We start from the raw sequence: 21,507 nt of genomic DNA on the forward strand, positions 1-21,507 counted from the left end.
GGCACGGGCCTTCGCCCGCCGGGCGGCGTAATACGACCACAGTGAACGAAGAGCGGGCCCCGTCGGGAACGGGGCCCGCTCTTTTCGTGCCGTAAACCGTTCGTGTGAATCCGGCGCGCCCGTGGGCCTCTTCCGTTCCGGGTGCCGGCCGCAGCGGAGGAGGAGGCCAGGGCGGCGCCGCCGGCCTGGTGACCCCGGCGGCGCGGACGGTGGGACCAGGGGCAGTCCGCACCTGGTGCGATACCGTGGCGAACCCCGGGCTTGCTTTCCCGCAAGTCGCCCGCGAAGGGAAGATAATGGCATTATCGCAATCGCCCACCAGTCGCCGTGCTTTCCTGGGGGCAGCCGCCCTTTTGTCGCTGGCCGGGTGTTCGATGAAAAAGACACCCACGGCTTCTCCCGTCGCCGCCACGGTGAACAAGCCCTCTTCCTCTCCGACCGCTGCCGCGGAAAAGAATCAGCGCCACGAGCGCCTTGTCGAACTGGAGCGGAAATTCGGCGCACGGCTCGGAGTCTTCGCCCTCGCCACCGGCACCGGTTCCACGATCGTCCACCGTGCCGATGACCGGTTCGCGTTCTGCTCCACGTTCAAGGGACTGGCGGCGGCAGGCGTCCTCGCTCACAACCCGCTGTCACATCTGGACACGGTCGTCAGGTACACCGAGGCCGACCTGATGAAGCACTCGCCCATCACGGGGCAGCACGTGGCCACGGGGATGACGATCCGCCAGTTGTGCGACGCCGCGGTCCGCTACAGCGACGGCACGGCCGGCAACCTCCTGCTCCGCGATCTCGGCGGACCGGCACGGCTGACGGCGTACGCGCGCAGCCTCGGCGACACGGTCACCAGGATGGACCGGAGCGAGCCGGCGATCACCCAGGCCGTCCCCGGAGACCTCCGCGACACGACTTCTCCCCGGGCGTTCGGCGGCGACTACCGCAAGATCATCCTGGGGAACGCCCTGCCGCCCGACAAGCGAGCCTTCCTCCGTGGCCTCCTGACGCGCAGCGCCACCGGCGACCACCGCATCCGCGCCGGTGTCCCGCGGGGATGGACCGTGGCCAACAAGACGGGCACCGGTGACTACGGAACGCTCAACGACATGGCGGTCGCATGGCCCCCGAAGTCGGCGGCCCCCCTCGCCATCGCGATCATGTCGAGCAAAGCCGCCAAGGACGCGAAATGGGATGAGGACCTCATTGCCGAGGCGGCCGCATATGTAGTGGCCACCATCTGAAATTCCCAGCTCTCCGGAATGCACCGCTCCTGGGATTCTCTTCCAGCTCTCTCGTAGTTCTCTCCGCACCTTTGCGGCAACGGCAGGAAAGCCGTTCTGCTGCTAGTGTGCTTTGCGTCGACCGAATGCCGACAGGCCCCTTTTTTCTTCCTGAATGCGCGGGAATGCGGCACGGCCGGTGCCGACCGGGGGAGGCCGGCTTCCCGGCCTCGGCCACACGTGCCTGCGCCTCCCCGGCCGACGGCACGCCCGCAGTCCGGTAGAGGCGCCCGTGGCCGAAGGCGACCGGAGCGGGATCGACCACCCGGTTACGAGAGGAGCGAACAGTGTCGATGGATACGACGGTGCCGACGTTCAGCCTGGCCGATCTCCAGGAGGGGCGCCACCAGGACGAGTTCCGCCGCTGCCTGGCGGAAAAGGGCGTCTTCTACCTGACGGACAGCAGCTTGTCGGAGGCCGACCAGAAGTCGGCCAAGGATGTCGCCATTGATTTCTTCGAGCACGGCACCGCGGAGCAGAAACGTTCCGTCACTTCTCCGGTACCCACCATGCGGCGCGGCTTCACGGGCTTGGAGTCGGAGAGCACCGCCAAGATTACCAACGCCGGCTCGTACACCGACTACTCGATGTGCTATTCGATGGGGACCTCGGACAACATATTCCCCACGGCCGACTTCGAGCGGATCTGGACGCAGTACTTCGACCGCATGTACGACGCCTCCCGTGAGGTGGCGCGCCAGGTCCTGAAGGCGACCGGGACCGAACCCGAAGGCGGCACCGAGTCGTTCGTGAACTGCGAACCGCTGCTGCGGTTCCGGCACTTCCCCGAGGTGCCCGAGAACCGCAGCTCCGAGGAAGAACCGCTGCGGATGGCACCGCACTACGACCTGTCGATGGTGACACTGATCCAGCAGACACCGTGCCCGAACGGCTTCGTCAGCCTCCAGTGCGAGGTCGGCGACACCTTCGTGGACCTGCCGGCCAAGACGGACGCGGTCCTCGTCTTCTGCGGAGCCGTCGCCACCCTCGTCACCGGCGGCCAGGTCAAGGCGCCGAGGCATCATGTCGCCGCCCCTCCCCGCGACAAGATCGTCGGCAGCGGCCGCACCTCCAGCGTCTTCTTCCTGCGCCCCAACTCCGACTTCAGCTTCTCGGTACCGCTGGCCAAGGAGAGCGGATTCGACGTGAGCCTCGCCGGCGAGACCGCGACGTTCAAGGACTGGATCGAAGGCAACTACGTCGACCTGCGGAACAAGGAAAAGGCGTAGCACGACGCCGAGGGGCGGGTCTTCCATCGTTCCGGCCGTCCTAGGCCGCCGACACTGTACGGAGTCTCCAGTGGTTGCAGCAGTGAGCAGTACCGACGACATCCGCGCCAGGGCGCAGACCGCCCTGGCGCGCTGCGGGGTCGACATCGCCGCCTTCAAGGGTGACGCCCTGATCGCCCGTACGCCGGTCACCGGCGGCCACCTGCTGGGCCTGCGTGCCGACGGCGTGACGGACGTGGACCGGGCCGTCGAAGCCGCTCATGCCGCCTTCCACGACTGGCGGACGACCCCGGCTCCGGTGCGGGGCGCCCTCGTCAAGCGGTTCGGCGAGCTGCTCACCGAGCACAAGGAACACCTCGCCGACCTGGTGACGGTCGAAGCCGGAAAGATCCGCTCCGAGGCGCTCGGCGAAGTGCAGGAGATGATCGACATCTGCGACTTCGCGGTGGGCCTGTCACGTCAGCTCTACGGCCGCACCATGCCCTCCGAACGGCCCGGGCACCGGCTGATGGAGAACTGGCATCCCCTGGGCGTGGTCGGCGTGATCAGCGCCTTCAACTTCCCGGTCGCCGTCTGGGCCTGGAATACGGCAGTGGCCCTGGTCTGTGGTGACACCGTGGTCTGGAAGCCGTCCGAGCTCACCTTGCTGACCGCGCTGGCCTGCACCGCCCTGCTGGACCGCGCCATCGCCGAGACCGGAGCCCCCGCCCACCTCAACCAGGTCGTGCTCGGTGCGGCGGACACCGGCGAGCGGCTCGTGGACTCCCCGCTGGTCCCGCTGGTCAGCGCGACCGGCTCCACCCGGATGGGCCGCGCGGTCGGTCCCCGCGTCGCCGCCCGGTTCGGCCGCAGCATCCTGGAGCTCGGCGGGAACAACGCCGCCGTGGTGACCCCGTCGGCGGACCTCGGTCCCACCGTGAACGCCGCCGTCTTCGCCGCCGCGGGCACGGCCGGCCAGCGGTGCACCACCCTGCGCCGGCTGATCGTGCACGCCGACGTCGCCGACACCGTGGTCGAGCGGCTCATCACCGCGTACGGCCGGCTCCCGATCGGTGACCCGTTCCAGGACGCCACGCTCGTGGGCCCGCTCGTGAACGAAGCCTCGTACACCAGGATGCGCCAAGCCCTCGACCGTGCGACCGAGGAGGGCGGCACCCTGTGCACCGGCGGCGAACGGCAGCTCGTCCAGGCAGCCCCGGACGCCTACTACGTACGGCCCGCCATCGTCCGGATGCCCGCGCAGACCGCCGTCGTACGTGAGGAGACGTTCGCCCCGATCCTGTACGTCCTCACCTACCGAGACCTCGACGAGGCGATCCGGCTGCACAACGACGTACCCCAGGGGCTGTCGTCCGGGATCTTCACCAGCGACCAGAGCGAGGCCGAACGGTTCCTGGCGTCCGACGGGGCCGACTGCGGCATCGTCAACGTGAACATCGGCACCTCCGGCGCCGAGATCGGCGGCGCGTTCGGTGGCGAGAAGGAGACCGGCGGCGGCCGCGAATCCGGCTCGGACGCCTGGCGGGCCTACATGCGCCGCGCGACCAACACGGTGAACTACTCGGGCCGGGTGGCGCTGGCCCAGGGCGTGAACTTCGCCGACTAATGAGATTGAACTCGTGGGGCCGTAGGGGCCGGCGGCTCCTGGGCCCTGCGGTATGACCGAGCCATTGCGGTATCCACACGGTGGCGGGCTCACCGCTGAACGGCACCGAGTCCGTGAGGAGTTACGGCTGCAGGCGGCCGAGCGGTTCGGTCGGGGTGAGACGAGCACAGTGATTGCCAAGGATCTGCGGGTCAGTATCCGGTCGGTGCAGCGGTGGCGGCAGGCGTGCGCGGAAGGCGGGCCGTGGGCGCTGCGCTCCAGCGGTCCGTCCACAAGGCCGCCGGTCTCCGGGAGTTCGCTGCTTCACGGGACTGGCTGAACATCTACTCTCCGCCGCCGTACGCACCCGACCTCAACCCCTGTCGAAAGGCATCTGGTTCCTGCCATGGCGCGGGTGGCTCTCCAGCGTCGTCTTTACCGCCCCTGAGCACCTCATCCAGCGCATCCGACGCGGCTTACGGCACATCCAGTACCGCAGCGACCCCATAGACGGCTGCCTCGCCGGGACCGGCCCGACCATCAGACCCAACCGAGCGACCAGCGATATCACCGATCAGTAACCGGACGGAACCGTGACGGGGTTGGGACATACGCCGACCCCGCCCCGGCATCGCCACGGGTAATCTGACAGCACTGCTCGGTGGTCTGGTTTGCCGACGCCGACTACTTCTGGACACACCAACTCGCCGAAATCCTTGGATTGTCCGGCGAGAAAGCTACAACTCCCGGCGGCAGGACGCGAGACGAGGTCAGGCCCGGGATGAAGTAGCGTTGCGGCGCATGAAGGAAAGAGAAATGGCGGGCGAATCCCCCGACGCACCCGATCAGAAGAACCCGTCGCGAGAGACGCCCACCGAATCGTCGGAAGAGCAGCCGGCGGACAAAGCGGCCGACCGCGACGCGACTCCAGAGCCGACGGCGGCAACAGGATTAAAGGAGCCGGACGCGGCAGACGACGGCGCAGCAAAGGCGCAGAACCCGACAACGGATGACGAGCCCTCCACCGACATGGCACCACCGGACGTCACCCAGGTGATCGAGGCACCGGCCGTCGTTGAGGCGCCGGCTGTCGTTGAGGCGCCGGCTGTCGTTGAGACGCGGGCCGTCGTTGAGGCACCGACCGTCGCTGAGACGCCGGCCGCCCGGGAAGGCGACGACGCCACCCGTGAACTCGCGGCGCCGGACATCACCGCGAAGCCCCAGGCCTCGACGCCCAAGGCCGACTCACGGACGACCGAAGCACGCACGACCAACCGACAGCCGACCGAACCACGGCCGGTCGCACCGCCCGAGCCCGAACCGCCCAAACCGGCAACGGACAACCGCCCCGGCAGCGACGCTGCCACGCCTCCTGCGAAGGCCGATGCCCCGGTCGTCGACGAGGACACGCCGCCCCCGCTCAACCTGCTTGCGCAGCTGACCAACACCCCGCCGCCGCCCCCGTCCCTGGCCCGCACCCTCGCGCGCAAGTTCAAGATCTGGACGCCGCTCGCGGTGCTCCTCGGGCTCGTTTTCCTGACCGTACAGATACTTCGCCCCCTTCCCGACCCAACCCTTGCCCTCGGCGAATCCACCTCTTCCTTCACCGTCGACGGCGGCAGGCTCTCCATCCCGTGGCCCAAGAAGGGACAGGCGGCCGTGAAGGTCGTGGGCTCGGGCCCCATCGGAACGTTCGGAGAGGAAAACCCCGTCCCGACGGCGAGCATCGCCAAGATCATGACGGCGTACGTGATCCTCCGCGAGCACCCACTCAAGAAGGACGAGAAGGGCCCCGAGATCAAGGTCGACACCCAGGCGGTGGAAGAGGGCAAGTCCGAGGACGAATCCCGCGTCGAGGGACTCGAGGTGGGCCAGACGTTCAGCCAGCAGGACATGCTGAAAATGCTGATGATCCCGTCGGGCAACAACATCGGTCGGCTGTTGGCACGTTGGGACACCAAGTCCCAGGATGAGACGGCGTTCGTCGAGAAGATGAACGGCGCGGCCAAGGCCCTGGGCATGAAGAACACGACGTACACCGACCCCAGCGGCCTGGACAAGAAGACCGTCAGCACCGCCGTCGACCAGCTCAAACTGGCCGAGGAGGTCATGAAGTTCGACGCCTTCCGCCAGATCGTCGCCATGCCCAACGCCGACATCCCCGGCCTCGGACGCATCTACAACAACAACGACCGCCTCATCTTGGCCGGACTGAGCATCCGCGGCATCAAAACCGGCTCCAACACCCCGGCCGGAGGCACCCTGTCCTGGGCGGCCTACAAAACCGTGGACGGCAAGGACCTGCTCATCCTCGGCACGATGATGGATCAGCACGTCACCGGCCCGGACCCCAACGGCGCCAACAGCCTCGTCCTGGTCCAGAACAACAGCAAGAAGGTCATCGAAGCCGTACGCAAGGCCCTCACCTCCGCCACCGCCGTGAAGAAGGGGCAAGTCGTGGGTCACATTGCCGACGGCCTCGGCGGCCGCACACCGGTCGTGGCCACCAAGGACCTCAAAGCCATCGGCGTCCCCGGCCAGAAGCTGACCATCACCTTCAACGCCGTCGGCACATCCATCCCCCACACAGCCAAAGCCGGCACGGCCATCGGCAATCTGACTCTGGGCACCGGCACCGAAGCCCAACGAGTCCCGGTCGCCCTCCAAACCGACCTCACGGAGCCGCCCCTCACCGCCAAACTCACCCGCCTCGGCTGATCCCCTGCCGTCCCGGGGCCCATGAAACCGGGCCCCGGACCACTTCAGTGCGGCACCTGCCAACGCGCCGACCGTCGGATTCCCGGCACCCCGTGATGTCGGGACAGACTCGGTGCTCCACACTCCGGCCGTGGACAGCTCCGACGACGATCACGAGTTCGCCCCCGCGTGGACCGACGCCGGCAACAACGTGTACCGCACCCTCCACGCCTGACGAAACCCCCTCGGCGCTCGCCGAGTGCTTCACCCTTGCCAGCTGGAGGGAGGTCCAAGTCCTGCTCCGGGCACGACTATGAGCTCGAAGCCGGCTGGTGCCGGTTGGAGAACGACCCCACCGACGGCTCGTAGTAGTCGAGGTCCGGATCGCGGCTGATGCCGCGCAGTGAACGCCACCCGCAGCGGCCTGCGAGCCGGAATCAAAGGATGGGTCACGAGGATTACCTGGAGCACGCTACCTGCATGTAGTTGAACTGACCCGTAGTAGCGCCACGCAGCGGATGTGCACTCGATCAGGCGAGAGATCACGCCACAGCATGCGGCAGGGCGGGAGCGGCGGCGCCACGCTGGGCATGTCCCCGGATCTGATGCGGCGTCGCCATCTGTCGGGGGACTGCCGCTAGGCCAAAGCGTTAAATAGGACCGTTCAGCCCTCAAGAAGTACTGGCTGCGATCCGAAGAAGCAGCGAAGCGTGGACGCGCTTTGTTGTCGCTTCACTCGATCCAGTTCTAGAAGGAGCGTTGAATGAGTCCTGACCACAGGAACCGGTCCTCTCACGGTCCGATTCCCCGGCGGGGAGCGTGGCCGGCGGCACGATCGCATCAATCGCCCTCATCATCACGGGGTTCGCCAGCCCCGCGGTGGCCATGGCGCAGCAGGTGCGGACGGTTGCCGACAGCAGCGTTGTAAGTCCCTCGGGCGGCGACAAATGCAAGCCCGAGAAGCCCAGGAAGACCAAGAAGCACCAAAGGTCGCTCACGGACGAGGCGCAGACGTCGCGTGCGGGCGGCGGCGGCGACAAGTGCAAGGTCGGCCCCACCGGGCCGACGGGGCCGAGGGCGATACTGGCGCGACGGGCGCCACCGGCCCCACTGGCTCTACGGGTAACACGGGCGCCACCGGTCCCACCGGCCCGACCGGCTCTACGGGTAACACGGGCGCCACTGGTCCCACCGGCCCCACTGGTCCCACTGGTCCGTGTGCCGACATCGACTCCCTCGACCCGAACAACCACGAGGAGTTCAGCGCCGTTCTCACCAATGGCAACGCGTTCGTCGGGCGTCGGACTACCAACCCTGTTCCCCCGCAAGGGAACTATTCGTGGGTAAACCTGTCGCACAACGCGAACTACCCCGCCAACGCCTGCTCCATTTCCCTCGTGGACCACGGGAACGACTCGTACGTGAAGGTGTTGACCACCACCGGTCAGGTCTTCGAGACGCACGGCATCACCAATGACGGCAACTTCATCTGGCTCGAACCCTGGACGCTGGTGGTGTTGCAGCCCTGACATGACTGGATCGGAGACCTGACTGTGTGTGCTGCGCTCGCCGGTGTTCCGACGGGCGCAGCACGCACATCACCGGGGTGCGAGGCTCTCCGCCGCCAATTGATCGATTCAGAGTGAGATCGGTTTACCGGCTTGGCAGTTGGGTGTGGTTTCGGCAGGATCTGCCGGGTTTCTGCTGATCTCGTGCCTGATGGTCTGTGGGATCGTACGGCCCCGCTGCTGCCGTCTCATCCGCCGCGGCTCCACCGGTGTCCCGGGCGGTTGTCGACTGATGGCCGGGCGGCCCTGCGCGGCATCGTCTACGTGCTGCTCCCTGACCAGCGGAAACGGCCGCGACGTCACCCAGCTCATGCCGCTGTTGGACACCCTTCCCCGCATCCGCGGCCGGCCACGCCACCGGCCCCGGCGGCTGTTCGCGAACCGCGGCTACGACTTCGACAAGTACCGGCTCCTTGTCCGGGCTCGTGGATCACACCAAGACCGCCCGTCGCGGCACCCCGCACAGCTCCGGCCTGGAAAGCCCCGCTGGGCCGTCGAGCGCGCCTTCGCCTGGCTCGCTGAGTAGCCGAGGGTGATCTCACCCCTCGGCCCTCACAGAACTGTGCGTAACAGTCCGCCGTTACACGGCTCTTGTCGTTCTGGTCATCAGGTCGAGACCACGGCCGAAGGCCTTCTTCCAGGTCGCCGCCGCAGCCTGCTTGTCGGAGTGCGCGATCACCAGCACTCCGTCCAGGTCCGCGGTCACACAGCTGTCGGTGTCCGGTGACGCATCACCGGCCAACCTCCGGGCGTGTTCACATACTTCGGCGCGGGCGGTGCGGATTGCTGTCAGGGTGCGCTGGGCACCTGCGGCGAGGGTGTCGATCAGCCGGGAGACGGTCGGGTCGGAGGCCACGGGCCCGAACAAGGACGGTTCGGCCCGCAGCAGGCCGATGTCGGCCAGGCAGCCCCCACCCAGGGCAACCGCGAGCGCCACATTCAGCAGGGTGCTTCCCGGGTCATGCGCTGCATGGGCTTTATGCCACGGCTCGAGCGCCGCCGAAATGGTCTGACCGGACCGGTCTTGCGGATGGTCTCCACGAGCAGCACGGCCGCGGCCCGGGAGACCACCGAACGACCGCTGCCCTCAACCCGGACACGCGGGTAGGACCCGCTGGGCTTCTTCGCCCGGGAAGTGCTTCTTTCCTCGCAGTCAAGCAGGACTCTCAGGCTTCACGACCCTCGTCACGGTGCGTCAAATCCGCTGACTGACACCGGTGCCAAGCCTCATGAGACCCAGGCCGTCCTGAGACACAGTCACTTCGACACAACGATGTCGGTCTACACCCACGCCGCGCTACAGGCGCAGCGCGAGGCCCTTGACAGAGCAGGGGCACTACGTGCGGCTGATGTGAGCGATGCCGACTCGTGAGATAGGGGGTGTTTCGGCCCCGGTGACGGATGAGGGGGGGGACGGTTGGCCTGTAAAGATGCTTGTATGGGGGCGCCGAGTTGGGTGCCTGCCTGATGCCCTTCAGGAACTGATGTCGGCAACTGGTGTCACAACCAGCCCAGATAGCCCCTGACCTGTAAGAAGACGGACTCAACATGAAGATCCTGATCAGCGCGGACATGGAAGGCGCCACCGGCGTGACCTGGCCGGCCGATGTGCTGCCCGGCACCCCCCAGTGGGAGCGGTGCCGTTCCATGTTCACCTCCGATGTGAACGCGGCGGCGCTCGGCTTCTACGACGGCGGCGCCGACGAGGTGCTCATCAACGAGGCCCACTGGTCCATGCGAAACCTCCTGTTGGAGCAGCTCGACGACCGGGTCCAGATGCTCACCGGTAGGCACAAGTCCCTGTCCATGGTGGAGGGCATCCAGCACGGCGACGTCGATGCCATCGCCTTCGTCGGTTACCACACGGGCGCCGGTACGGAGGGGGTCCTCGCCCACACCTATCTGGCGAACTCCATCACCGGGGTCTGGCTCAACGGTGCCCGGGCCAGCGAGGGGCTCCTCAACGCGCATGTCGTGGCCGAGTACGGCGTTCCCGTCGTTCTCGTCACCGGCGACGACCTGACTTGCGTGGACGCGGACGGGTACGCCCCGGAGGCCTGCAAGGTCGCCGTGAAGGACTATGTGTCGCGGTACGCGGCGGTGTGCCGCACCCCGACCCGTACCGCCGCGGACATTCGTGCGGCGGCCAAGGAGGCGACCGCGCTCGCCGTGCGGCACAGCCCGGTGGAGGGCGGCCCCTTCACCGTCGAGCTGGAGTTCGACGCCGAGCACCTGGCCACGGCGGCCACCGTGGTCCCCGGCGTGGCGCCCAGCGGCGAACGGCGCGTCGCCTACACCAGCGCGACGATGTACGAAGGTATCCGTACGTTCAAGGCGGTGACGACGATCGTGTCGTCCGCCGTGGAGGAACAGTATGGCTGAGGCGGCCGCCCCCCAGGAGAGCGTCGACGAGCGGGCGCTCGACGAATCGGTGACGTTCACCTCCGAACTGATCCGGATCGACACCACCAACCGCGGCGGCGGCGACTGCCGGGAACGCCCGGCCGCCGAGTACGTCGCCGAGCGGCTGGCCGCCGCCGGACTGGAACCCACCCTTCTGGAACGCACCCCGGGGCGCACCAATGTGGTGGCCCGGATCGCGGGCACCGACCCGTCCGCCGACGCCCTGCTCGTGCACGGCCATCTCGACGTCGTCCCGGCCGAGGCCGGCGACTGGACCGTGCACCCCTTCTCCGGGGAGGTCCGCGACGGTGTCGTCTGGGGGCGCGGCGCCATCGACATGAAGAACATGGACGCGATGGTCCTGGCCGTCGTCCGGGCCTGGGCGCGAACAGGTGTCCGGCCCCGCCGCGACATCGTGATCGCGTACACCGCCGACGAGGAGGCCAGCGCCGAAGACGGTTCCGGCTTCCTCGCCGACCAGCACGCCGAACTCTTCGAAGGGTGTACGGAGGGCATCAGCGAATCCGGAGCCTTCACCTTCCACGCCGGACAGGACATGCCGCTCTACCCGATCGCCGCCGGTGAACGCGGTACCGCCTGGCTGAAACTCACCGCGCACGGCAAGGCGGGACACGGTTCCAAGGTCAACAAGGCAAACGCGGTCAGCGCACTCGCCGCGGCCGTCGCCAGGATCGGCGAGCACCAATGGCCGGTCCGGCTCACTCCGACCGTGCGGGCCGCGCTCACCGAGATCGCCGCACTGCACGGCATCCGCCCCGACCTCGACGCCCCCGGCTTCGACGTGGACGAGTTGCTCAGCAAGCTCGGACCGGCCGCCAACCTGGTCGAGCCGACCGTTCGCAACAGCTCCAACCCGACCATGCTGGATGCCGGGTACAAGGTCAATGTGATCCCGGGCCACGCCACCGCCTTCATCGACGGCCGGATGGTGCCCGGCGGCGAGGACGAGTTCCACGCCACCCTGGACCGGCTGACCGGACCCGATGTCGACTGGGAGTTCCACCACCGCGAGGTCCCGCTGCAGGCCCCGGTCGACTCGCCGACCTTCGCGAAGCTGCGCGCCGCCGTCGAACGCTTCGACCCGCAGGGCCACGTCGTGCCTTACTGCATGTCGGGCGGCACGGACGCCAAGCAGTTCTCCCGGCTCGGCATCACCGGCTACGGCTTCTCACCGCTGAAGCTACCCGTCGGCTTCGACTACCAGGCGCTGTTCCACGGCGTCGACGAACGCGTTCCCGTCGAGGCACTGCACTTCGGCGTCCGCGTCCTCGATCACTATCTGCGCACGGCATGACCCGGTACGGGGGGAATTGATCATGATGTCCACAGGGGCCTACGGAACGTGGCCGTCACCGATCGACGCACGGCTGGCCGCCTCCGGCGACGGCCATCCGGAGTACGTCGGCGTGGTCGGCGGCGAGGTGTGGTGGACGGAGCCGCGCCCCGCCGAGGCCGGGCGCCGCGCCCTGATCCGGCGCCGGGCGGACGGGACCAGCACCTGTGTCCTGCCCGCTCCGTGGAACGTACGGAGCCGCGTCATCGAGTACGGCGGACAGCCCTGGGCCGGGGTCGAACGCGCCGAGGGCGGCCCGCTGATCGTCTTCGTCGACTTCGCCGACCAGAGGCTGTACGCATACGCCCCCGACGGGCCCGGCGAACCCTGGCCGCTCACCCCTGTCTCGGCCGTCGGCGGCGGGCTGCGCTGGGTCGACCCGCAGCTCCACCTCGGCCGGGGCGAGCGGGGCGAAGTGTGGTGCGTCCTGGAGGAGTTCACCGGCGAGGCGCCCACCGAACTGCGCCGGTTGATCGCTGCCGTACCGCTGGACGGCTCGGCGGCCGACGACCGCTCGGCGGTACGTGAACTCACCGACGACAGTCGCCGCTTCGTCACCGGACCGAAGCTCTCCCCCGACGGGCGACAGGCGGCCTGGATCGCCTGGGACCATCCACGGATGCCGTGGGACGGCACCGAGGTGATGCTCGCGGACGTCGCCGACGACGGTACGTTCCACCACACTCGCTGCTTCGGCGGCGGCCCCGAGGAATCGGTACCGCAGATCGAATGGGGTGCCGACGGACAACTCCTCTTCGTCAGTGACCGCAGCGGGTGGTGGAACCTGTACCGCGCCGACCCGCACCGGGGCACGGTCGCGCTCTGCCCCCAGGAACAGGAGTTCGCCGGGCCGCTCTGGAAGATCGGCCTCAGCTGGTTCCGGCCGCTGGAGAACGGCCTGATCGCCACCGTCCACGGCCGGGGCACCACCACGCTCGGCATCCTCGACCCGGAGACCGGTGAATTCGTCGATGTCGCCGGGCCCTGGACGCAATGGGCCGAGTCGCTCGCCGTGCACGGCAGCCGGATCATCGGCGTCGCCGCGAGCCCGTACAGCGCCTACGAGGTCGTCGAGCTGGACACCGCGACCGGCCGCACCCGGATCATCGGCACACCGCACGAGGACGCCGTCGACCCCGCCTACTACCCGCAGCCCGCGGACCGCACCTTCACCGGGCCCGACGGCCGGGAGATCCACGCCCACATCTACCCGCCGCGGAGCCCCGACCGGGTCGGCCCCGAGGGTGAACTGCCGCCCTATGTGGTCTGGGCGCACGGCGGACCCACCGGCCATGCCGCACTCGTCCTCGACCTGGAGATCGCCTACTTCACCTCGCGCGGCATCGGCGTCGCCGAGGTGAACTACGGCGGCTCCACCGGCTACGGCAGGAGCTACCGCAACCGGCTGCGCGAACAGTGGGGCGTCGTCGACGTCGAGGACTGCGCGGCCGTCGCCGAAGCGCTGGCCGCCGAGGGCACGGCCGACCGGCAGCGGCTCGCCATCCGGGGCGGCAGCGCCGGCGGCTGGACCACCGCGGCGTCGCTGACCGGCACCGATGTCTACGCCTGCGGCACGATCATCTACCCCATCCTCGATCTGACCGGCTGGGGCACGGATGAGACCCATGACTTCGAGTCGCAGTACCTGGAGTCCCTGGTGGGCCCGCTGGCCGAAGTCCCGGCACGCTACCGCGAACGCTCGCCGGTCACCCGCACCGACCATCTGACCACCCCCTTCCTCCTGCTCCAGGGGCTGGACGATCCGATCTGCCCGCCCGTCCAGTGCGAGCGGTTCCTGGCCGAGGTCGCGGGGCGCGGCATTCCGCACGCGTATCTCACCTTCGAGGGGGAGGGGCACGGATTCCGGCGCGCCGACACCATGATTTGCGCCCTGGAGGCCGAACTCTCCCTGTACAGCCAGACGTTCGGCATCGAATGTCCCGACGTACCGCGACTGGAGCTGAAGAAGTGACCCTCGTACCCCTGACTCGCCCCGCCCGACTGCGTCAGGGTGCCAGGATCGCCGTTGTGTCACCGAGCGGGCCGGTGCCCGCCGACCGCCTGGAGGCGGGACTCGACATTCTGCGTGGCTGGGGCCTCGAACCCGTAGAAGCACCCCATGTCCGCGACGTGCACCCGGAGTTGGACTACCTCGCCGGCACGGACGAGGCGCGGGCCCGGGACCTCCAGGAGGCCTGGTGCGATCCGTCCGTCGACGCGGTGATCTGCGCCCGCGGCGGGTACGGCGTGCACCGCATGGTCGACCTGGTCGACTGGGCGGCGATGCGCGCGGCCGGGCCCAAGGTGTTCATCGGCTACAGCGACATCACCGTGCTCCACGAGGCGTTCGCCCAGCGGATGGGGCTCGCCACCCTGCACGGCCCGATGGCAGGCACCGAGACCTTCCTCAAGGACCCGGACACCCAGGAGTCCCTGCGGGCCACTCTGTTCGAGCCCGAGTCGGTACGGACCCTCGGCCTGCCCACGGCGCGGGTGCTGGTGCCCGGCAGGGCCCGCGGTATCACCTACGGCGGCTGCGTGAGCCTGCTCGCCGCCGACATCGGCACCCCGTACGCCCGGACTTCCGCCCGGGGCGGGCTTCTGGTGATCGAGGACACCACCGAGGACCCGTACAACATCGACCGCATCCTCACCCAACTGCTGAGGGCCGGGGCACTCGACGGGACAGCCGGGGTGGCCTGCGGTTCCTGGGCGGGCTGCGGCCCGTACGAGAACGTGCGGGCGGTCCTCGCCGACCGGCTCGGCCCACTGGGCGTACCCGTCATCGAGGAGCTGGGCTTCGGGCACGGACCGACGGCGCTCACGATTCCGCTCGGCGTGCCCGCCGTGCTGGACGCGCCGGCCGGCGGCGGCCCCGCCACGCTCACCGTCGAGGTGCCCGCACTGGTCTGAACGGCCCTGAAATGCGGAGAAGTCGAGCATCCTTCAGCAAGCACCCGCCCCAAGCGTTGACATCGCTATGACGCGAGTGTCACAGGCTCGAATTCGTGATCGCGGCGAGCGACAGTGCCTACTCGGGCAACCTCGGCATCAAGCCGGTCACGGTCGGCAGTGCCCCTGAGGACACCGGTGTGCTGGAGCTTGCGGTGGTCGGCGGCCGGGTGGAGCGAGGCGTCCGAGGCGGGTTCCGGCCGGGCTTGTCCGCCCCTGGCCGGCCCGGCTCTAAGCTGGCCGGATGTCTGAAATCGACTATCTGGCCGAGGGGCGCCGTGTGGCGATCCGCGCCTACACCTCGGCGGATGCCGAAGAGTTCACCACCCGTGCGAGGGAGAGCCGGGGCGTACACAGCCCCTGGCTCTTCCCGCCCGAGGACCCCCGCATGTACGCCACCTACGCGGGACGGCTGATCGACGATCCGACAAAGGCGGGCTTCCTGGTCTGCGAACGCGAACGTGAACGGGAATCCGGCGAGAGCGGGGCAGGCGGCGGGATCGCGGGGTTCATCAACATCAACAACATCGTCCGCGGCGGGTTCCGCTGCGGCGCGCTCGGATACGGGGCCTTCGCCCACGCGGTGGGACGCGGTCTGATGAGTGAAGGGCTGGCACTGGTCCTGCGGTACGCCTTCGGGCCGCTCGACCTGCACCGGCTCGAAGCCAATATCCAGCCCGGCAACGAGGGTTCGCTCGCCCTCGTCCGGCGGGCCGGATTCCGTCTCGAAGGGTTCTCGCCGGACTTCCTCTTCGTCGATGGAGCTTGGCGCGACCACGAGCGGTGGGCGATCACGTCCGAGATGCTGAGCTAAGGGCTTGCAGGAAGCAACACCTTGATTCCCTGCTATCCCTTGGTACGGCGTCGAGGATCCGGGCCGGGCCCCAGCCGTGCCCCCGACCGACGGACCGCCCGGGGAGACACCGCAGGTCACCGACGCGAACAAGGTCGTGACCAGCCTATCGAGCAGCTCAACCGGAGCAGTCGGTCGGGTTGGTCGGACGGAGTGGTCGGCCGGGCCGGTCACCCGGACCGGTTCAGCCGGCGCGGTTCAGCAGTGGCCGGGCCTGGCGTACACGGTGATGCGCGCCTGCGTGACGTTTCGGCTCGCGCACTCCTCGAAGTGCGCGTCGAGGGTGGAGCGTTTGGCCGCCTCGCGCGCGTCGGCGTCCAGCGGCTGGCCTTCCAGGTCGCGTACGGCGACGACACGTGCGCTCGTCAGGATGCGCTCCCGGATCCTGACGGGGGGCAGCTCAGTGCCGAACAGTGTGTCGGACGCGACCGGGGTCCGTTCCAGAGCGAGGTCGGACAGGCCCCGGAATGCGTCGGGCCGCGCCAACGTCCATACGCGTCTGCGTGAAGGCATGAACAGCAGCCCGTCCCCAGGCTCGCCGATGTTCTCGACTGCCCGGGCGATCGCGGCGGCGTCGTTCTTGCGGCTCCCCGGCTTCCGCAGAGCGGTGCTCACGGGTACGAGGGCGGCGAGCACCGCCGCCAGTGCCACACCACATGTCACACGCTGCAATGTTCCGGCATCGCCTGCCGAGAGCCGGAGCCGGTCGAGCATCGAGCCGGTCAGGAGGGCGAAGCCAATGGCGGAGGCCAGAACATAGCGGTCCACGTACAGGGGATGCAGAGGGCTCGTCAGCATAAGCAGCGTGGTGGGCAGGAGCAGCAGCGGGAGCGCGAGGGAGGGCAGCGTGACCGGTCCACGCGCACGGCTGGGAACGCGGGCGAAGGCGACACCCAACAGGGCCGTCACGACGAAGCCCAGCACTTCCCCGATGTCCGGCGCGCCGATCCAGTCCACCTGCGCGGACTGCGTGGTACTGAAGGCGGCGAGCGGGAGGAGCCCGGCCAGCACACCACCCGCAGCGACGCTCCACGCACGCTTCACAGGCCTTGCCGGCTGCGCCCGGAGGACGGTCACACCATGCGCCAGGAGCATCAGTACGGAGAGCTCATGGAGCAGACAGGCCGTAAGCATTACCGCGCCGTACGCCACCCAGCCCCGTCTTCCCGGCCGGGAGAGGCTGCCGACCAGGAGGCAACTCGCCCACGTGATCAGCACACAGACCAGGGCGTAGGACCGGCCCTCCTGCGCATACCGCTGTACCGGCGGGAGCAGCGGGAAGACGAGGCCCGCCAGCAGCCCGGTCCACGTCCCTCCGAGCCGTTGTCCGAGCCGGACGATGCAGACCGCCGCCGCCGCGACCGCCAGTACCGAGGGCAGCCGCAGTGCCACGAGACCGCCGTCCCAGAGGCCGAACACCCCCCGCATGAACAGGTAATACAAGCCGTGCACGACGTCGACGTGGCCCAGGGTCTGCCAGATCTGCGGCGCATTCCGATGTGCCATGTCATAGGTGACCGCCTCGTCTCCCCACAGGGTGTCCTGGCGACGGATTCCCCAGACCCCGATGAGCAGGGCCAGCAGCCCGGGGGTCCACGGGACCGCCCGGCGAAGGGCGCTCCGGGCAGGGTGCGGGAGAAGTGCCGTTCGCGAATCGGCGGCGGGCGCGGTGCGCTGGATGAGAGAGATGACGTGCTCCGTCCGAAGAGAGGTCTCTCGCTCAGTCGATCGTCCGTCGTATTGATGGGCAGCCCCCGCAGGCGATGCCAATCAATTTTATTTGCGCTGCTCAGCGCCGTTGCGCAGACAACTCGACGGCGCATAGCGTGATCGCCGGTTCGGTAACTCAACGCTGGGGGCACGGGGTGGGACGTCCGGAGAAACCGGTGGATCCTGCCGCCGGTGCGGTGCAGATGTTCGCCCACGAACTTCGCAAACTCCGCCGCCGGGCGGGCAGCCCCCCTTACCGTGCGATGGCCCGGAACGCGCCCTTCTCCGCACCCACACTCTCCGCCGCCGCGGCAGGCGAGCGCCTGCCGTCGCTGCCCGTCGCCCTCGCCTATGTGGCGGCCTGCGGCGGCGAGGCGGCGCAATGGGAAGAGCGCTGGCGCGCAGCCGCCTCCTCGGAGTTGGCAGCAGCCGAGGAACAGGGGACGGCGGGCGCGCCCTACCCGGGGCTCGCCCGGTTCGAGCCCGGAGACCCGCTGTACGGTCGGGACGAGCTGACCGACGACGTACGGGAGCTGACCCGGCGGCACCGGTTCGCCGCCGTGGTCGGCGCATCGGGCAGCGGCAAGTCGTCCCTGCTGCGGGCCGGTCTCATCCCGGCCCTGCGCACCGACTCCGGCACCCCGCTGGCCGCGATCCGCGTCTTCACACCGGGGGAGCACCCGTCCCGCACCCACCGCGAGCTGCTCACCCCCTCGACGGAGCCGGACGCCGAGGGCGACACGATGATCGTGGTCGATCAGTTCGAGGAGGTCTTCGCGCTCTGCCAGGATCCGGCCGAGCGCGCCGAGTTCATCGATCTGCTGCTCGTCGCACGCGATCCCGCATCCCGGCTGCGGGTCCTCGTCGCCGTACGCGCGGACTTCTTCGGCCGGTGCGCCGAGCACCACGCCCTCGCCCGCGCCCTGCGCGACGCCACCGTCCTGGTGGGCCCGATGGCTCCGGCGCAGCTGCGCGAAGCGATCGTCGGCCCGGCCTCCGCGGAACGGCTGGTGGTCGAACGGGCCCTGACCGCCCGGCTCGTGGCCGAGGTCGCGCATGAGCCGGGCGGCCTGCCACTGATGTCCCACGCCCTGCTGGAGGTGTGGCGGCGACGACGGGGCCGGACGCTCACACTGGCCGCATACGAGGCGATCGGCGGAATCCAGGGAGCCGTCGCGCACACAGCCGAAGAGGTCACCTCCGGCTTCACACCGCAGCAGGCACGGACGGCCCGATCGCTGCTGCTGCGACTGATCTCACCCGGTGACGGCACCCAGGACACCAGGCGCCCCACCCCCAGGGACGAGCTGGGAACGTCCCCGGGCGCCGCACTGGTCCTGGAACAGCTCGTACGTGCGCGCCTGCTCACTGCCGACGCCACCACCGTCGACCTCGCCCACGAGGCACTGATCCTCGGCTGGCCCCGGCTGCGCGGCTGGATCGAGGAGGACCGCGAGCGGCTGCGCCTGCACCGCCGGCTCACGGACGCCGCCCGCACCTGGCAGGGACTGGACCGGGACGAAGGCGCACTGTTCCGCGGAGCACAGCTGTCCGCCGCCGGGGAGGCCTTCGGGGAGCGCGCGGAACTCACCGACCTGGAGGACGCGTTCCTCACCGCCTCCATCGAGGCCCGCGACCGTTCCCGGCGCAGCGAGAGACGCACGACCCGGCGGCTGCGAAGCCTCACCGTCGCCCTGTCACTCCTGCTGTGCCTGGCCGTTGTCGCGGGCCTCCTCGCCTGGCAGCAGAGCCGCGCCAGCGCCCGTCGGGCCACCGAGGCCGAAGCGCTGAGAATCGCCGCCGTCGCGGACACCTTGCGCCACTCCGACCCGCGTACCGCCCTGCGGCTCAGCGTGGCCGCATGGCGGATCGCCGACCTGCCCCGGACCCGGGAGGCGCTGTTCGGCGCGGCTGCCCAGCGGGAACTGGACGTGTTCGCCTCTCCTACGACGGACTTCTTGCCGAATGAGGACAACAGTGTCTGGCGCCGCACCAGCCAGAACGGCCGCACTCTGACCGTGGTGAGCCCCGACCGAACCCGGCGCTGGGACGTGGCCTCGCACCGCGAACTCCCGTCGTACCCGGGTCTGGGGAAGCATGCGAATCACATCGTGGATGTGAGTCCGGACACCCGGAGCGTCGTTTTCCGTACCCCCACCGGTCTCCGCGTATGGGATCTGGCTGCGGGCGGTCCGACCGGCCCGGTCTTCGGACCGCCCGAGGGTTCCACCGGGTGGAACTTCGAAGGCGCCTTCACTCCGGGTGGCCGGACCTTCGCCGTTCAGGAGAACCATCGCGTCATCAAGCTGTGGAATCTCCGCGACGGCCGGTTGCTGTCACAGATCCCGCTCCACGGTTCGGAAGCCCGCGGCCTTGTCGTCAGCCCGGACGACAAGCTGCTCGCGTTCTGCCCGGACACCGGCCCGCTCCAGGTGTGGGACACCCGACGAGGCAGCCGATTGCGCACACCAGGGGCCGCGCCTACGCACGTGTGCGACATGGACGGGTTCACCTTTACCCCGGACGGCCGGAGGCTGGCATTCCGGTCCGGCACCGGAGTCCGCATGTGGGACGTACGCACCGGACATGAGCGGCCCCGCATCCCCGTCCCCGATCCGTTCGAGTTCGTGTTCAGTCGGGACGGCGCCTACGTGGCGACGCTCAGCGCCACTCAGGCGCTGCTCTGGCGTACGGCGGATCCGTCCGCGCCGGTGCTCCGCCAGCCGCTGTCCGGAGCGGGCTTCGGCGGGCTCACCCTGGACATCGCTGGCCGGGTTCTGCGCTACGAGGAGGGGACGACCCCGGCGATCGCGGTCCGGTCCATATCCCTCGATGGAGTGCTCTCGCCCGGCCGGCAGCAGGTGCCCCTCAGGAGGGCCAGGTTCAGCCCGGACGGCAGGACCCTCGCCACGGCAACCACCCTGCCCACCCCGCATGGCAAGAAATACGAAGTACGGCTGCGTGACGCCGTCACCGGTCGGCAGGACGCCGTGTTCACCGGACCGTCCTGCGAGGGCTGCGAGCGCCTGATGGCATTCAGCCCCGACGGCCGCACCTTCGCCCATCAGTCCGGTCCCACGACCATCTCCGTTCACCCTCATGGACCCCGGCTGCACGTGGGCGACCTGGTCGGCATCTCACTCGACGACCGGTCGGTGACCGTCTCCCGTTCCTCCGCCGCGGGCGAGACCATCGAGGTCGGGAAACTGAAGGGTGACCCCGCCTGGTCCACCGTGTACCGCAAGCGTGACGGCTCCGTGGTGGCGACGGCCCCGGACGGCAGGTTCCTCACGGAGCAGGGCCAGTCGGTGGAACCGGAGTCGGGCCGGGCGAGGCGCGTTCTGCGGGGCGAGAGTGTTGTCGCAACCGCCGCTTACAGCCCCGACGGCCAATACCTGGCCATGGCGGACTTCTTCGGGCGCGTCACCTTGTGGGACGGGGCGGGGCGCCGCCGCCTCGCGGTACTGGCCCCCGGCGCCGACGGGGGGCTTCCGCAGCCCGCCCTCGCGTTCTCCGCCGACAGCCGCTCCGTCGCCGTCGGTTCGCCCGACGGTTTTGTGCGTATGTGGAACACCGAGGACCCCAGCTCCCAGGGGGCACCGCTGCCCGCCGCGGACGGGCCGGTGCTGGCGCTGGCCTACGCCGCGGATGACAGCCGGATTCGCGTCACCACCCCGTACACCGCCCTGCGCACCTACCCGCTCGCTCCGTCCCGGGCGGCCGCCGACGTCTGCTCACGCTCCCTGGGCGGTCTCTCGAAGGACGAATGGCAGGTGCATCTCCCCGATGTGGGGTATCGGAGCACTTGCTGACCGCCGGGTGCACCCCACTGGCCCACCCCTGATTGGGCAAGTCTTTGCCCGTGGTCGATTCGGGCTC

13 protein-coding genes and 3 pseudogenes are annotated in these 21,507 nt (G+C 69.2%); 14 read left to right on the forward strand and 2 right to left on the reverse strand.

Annotated features, from left to right (window positions below):
- Positions 1-296: 296 nt before the first annotated feature.
- The 8 genes and pseudogenes from bla to ABTZ94_RS03230 all read left to right on the forward strand — a co-directional run.
- On the forward strand, positions 297-1,238 hold the full coding sequence (gene bla, locus ABTZ94_RS03195) for a class A beta-lactamase (protein WP_502967166.1): 942 nt from the start codon (positions 297-299) through the stop codon (positions 1,236-1,238).
- A 332-nt stretch (positions 1,239-1,570) separates the two neighbouring features.
- Positions 1,571-2,506 carry a 2OG-Fe(II) oxygenase family protein gene (locus ABTZ94_RS03200; RefSeq protein ID WP_351196940.1) on the forward strand — a complete coding sequence of 312 codons (936 nt, stop codon included), beginning with the start codon at positions 1,571-1,573 and terminating at the stop codon, positions 2,504-2,506.
- An 82-nt stretch (positions 2,507-2,588) separates the two neighbouring features.
- The gene (gene amaB / locus ABTZ94_RS03205; protein ID WP_351196942.1) at positions 2,589-4,112 is read left to right on the forward strand and encodes an L-piperidine-6-carboxylate dehydrogenase; all 1,524 of its coding nucleotides are present in this window, start codon (positions 2,589-2,591) and stop codon (positions 4,110-4,112) included.
- 52 nt (positions 4,113-4,164) lie between these two features.
- Positions 4,165-4,431 (forward strand): helix-turn-helix domain-containing protein, encoded by a 267-nt coding sequence (locus tag ABTZ94_RS03210; RefSeq protein WP_351196944.1) that lies wholly within the window; start codon positions 4,165-4,167, stop codon positions 4,429-4,431.
- Positions 4,377-4,672 (forward strand): annotated as a pseudogene (locus ABTZ94_RS03215) (IS630 family transposase); the annotation flags it as partial. The gene ABTZ94_RS03210 and the pseudogene ABTZ94_RS03215, both read left to right, overlap by 55 nt.
- 220 nt (positions 4,673-4,892) lie before the next feature.
- Entirely contained in the window at positions 4,893-6,809 is a 1,917-nt protein-coding gene (locus ABTZ94_RS03220) for a D-alanyl-D-alanine carboxypeptidase family protein (protein WP_351196946.1), read from the forward strand.
- A 1,019-nt stretch (positions 6,810-7,828) separates the two neighbouring features.
- Complete coding sequence (locus ABTZ94_RS03225) at positions 7,829-8,317, forward strand: hypothetical protein (protein WP_351196948.1); 489 nt, start codon at positions 7,829-7,831, stop codon at positions 8,315-8,317.
- A gap of 159 nt (positions 8,318-8,476) precedes the next feature.
- Positions 8,477-8,873 (forward strand): annotated as a pseudogene (locus ABTZ94_RS03230) (hypothetical protein); the annotation flags it as partial.
- Between the two features lie 105 nt (positions 8,874-8,978).
- Here ABTZ94_RS03230 and ABTZ94_RS03235 read toward each other — a convergent pair.
- Positions 8,979-9,517: pseudogene (locus ABTZ94_RS03235) on the reverse strand (transposase); the annotation flags it as partial.
- A 387-nt stretch (positions 9,518-9,904) separates the two neighbouring features.
- On the opposite strand from ABTZ94_RS03235, the gene ABTZ94_RS03240 reads away from it, so the two are divergent.
- From ABTZ94_RS03240 to ABTZ94_RS03260, 5 genes are all read left to right on the forward strand, one after another.
- The gene (locus ABTZ94_RS03240; RefSeq protein ID WP_351196950.1) at positions 9,905-10,738 is read left to right on the forward strand and encodes a M55 family metallopeptidase; all 834 of its coding nucleotides are present in this window, start codon (positions 9,905-9,907) and stop codon (positions 10,736-10,738) included.
- Positions 10,731-12,074 carry a M20/M25/M40 family metallo-hydrolase gene (locus ABTZ94_RS03245; protein ID WP_351196952.1) on the forward strand — a complete coding sequence of 448 codons (1,344 nt, stop codon included), beginning with the start codon at positions 10,731-10,733 and terminating at the stop codon, positions 12,072-12,074. The genes ABTZ94_RS03240 and ABTZ94_RS03245 overlap by 8 nt, the downstream gene beginning before the upstream one ends.
- Before the next feature lie 22 nt (positions 12,075-12,096).
- The gene (locus tag ABTZ94_RS03250) at positions 12,097-14,085 is read left to right on the forward strand and encodes a prolyl oligopeptidase family serine peptidase (protein ID WP_351196954.1); all 1,989 of its coding nucleotides are present in this window, start codon (positions 12,097-12,099) and stop codon (positions 14,083-14,085) included.
- Positions 14,082-15,026 carry a S66 peptidase family protein gene (locus ABTZ94_RS03255; protein WP_351196956.1) on the forward strand — a complete coding sequence of 315 codons (945 nt, stop codon included), beginning with the start codon at positions 14,082-14,084 and terminating at the stop codon, positions 15,024-15,026. Before ABTZ94_RS03250 ends, ABTZ94_RS03255 begins: the two co-directional genes overlap by 4 nt.
- A 283-nt stretch (positions 15,027-15,309) precedes the next feature.
- Positions 15,310-15,879, forward strand: a complete 570-nt coding sequence (locus tag ABTZ94_RS03260; protein WP_351196958.1) for a GNAT family N-acetyltransferase — start codon at positions 15,310-15,312, stop codon at positions 15,877-15,879.
- A 237-nt stretch (positions 15,880-16,116) separates the two neighbouring features.
- Here the strand turns inward: ABTZ94_RS03260 and ABTZ94_RS03265 are convergent, their stop codons facing one another.
- Positions 16,117-17,424, reverse strand: a complete 1,308-nt coding sequence (locus ABTZ94_RS03265; protein ID WP_351196960.1) for a glycosyltransferase family 39 protein — start codon at positions 17,422-17,424, stop codon at positions 16,117-16,119.
- Positions 17,425-17,804: 380 nt separating this feature from the next.
- On the opposite strand from ABTZ94_RS03265, the gene ABTZ94_RS03270 reads away from it, so the two are divergent.
- A complete protein-coding gene (locus tag ABTZ94_RS03270; RefSeq protein WP_351196962.1) occupies positions 17,805-21,440 on the forward strand; it encodes an nSTAND1 domain-containing NTPase in 3,636 nt (1,211 codons plus the stop codon).
- Positions 21,441-21,507: the final 67 nt, after the last annotated feature.

Origin of the sequence: Streptomyces sp. NPDC002785 (assembly GCF_040295565.1) — a bacterium.
Lineage (GTDB): Bacteria > Actinomycetota > Actinomycetes > Streptomycetales > Streptomycetaceae > Streptomyces.

Coding starts and splice junctions, on each gene's coding strand:
- ABTZ94_RS03210 (WP_351196944.1), top strand. CDS start 4,165: ATGACCGAGCCATTGCGGTATCCACACGGTGGCGGGCTCACCGCTGAA.
- ABTZ94_RS03245 (WP_351196952.1), top strand. CDS start 10,731: ATGGCTGAGGCGGCCGCCCCCCAGGAGAGCGTCGACGAGCGGGCGCTC.
- ABTZ94_RS03200 (WP_351196940.1), top strand. CDS start 1,571: ATGGATACGACGGTGCCGACGTTCAGCCTGGCCGATCTCCAGGAGGGG.
- ABTZ94_RS03260 (WP_351196958.1), top strand. CDS start 15,310: ATGTCTGAAATCGACTATCTGGCCGAGGGGCGCCGTGTGGCGATCCGC.
- ABTZ94_RS03265 (WP_351196960.1), bottom strand. CDS start 17,424: ATGGCACATCGGAATGCGCCGCAGATCTGGCAGACCCTGGGCCACGTC.
- ABTZ94_RS03240 (WP_351196950.1), top strand. CDS start 9,905: ATGAAGATCCTGATCAGCGCGGACATGGAAGGCGCCACCGGCGTGACC.
- bla (WP_502967166.1), top strand. CDS start 297: ATGGCATTATCGCAATCGCCCACCAGTCGCCGTGCTTTCCTGGGGGCA.
- ABTZ94_RS03220 (WP_351196946.1), top strand. CDS start 4,893: ATGAAGGAAAGAGAAATGGCGGGCGAATCCCCCGACGCACCCGATCAG.
- ABTZ94_RS03250 (WP_351196954.1), top strand. CDS start 12,097: ATGATGTCCACAGGGGCCTACGGAACGTGGCCGTCACCGATCGACGCA.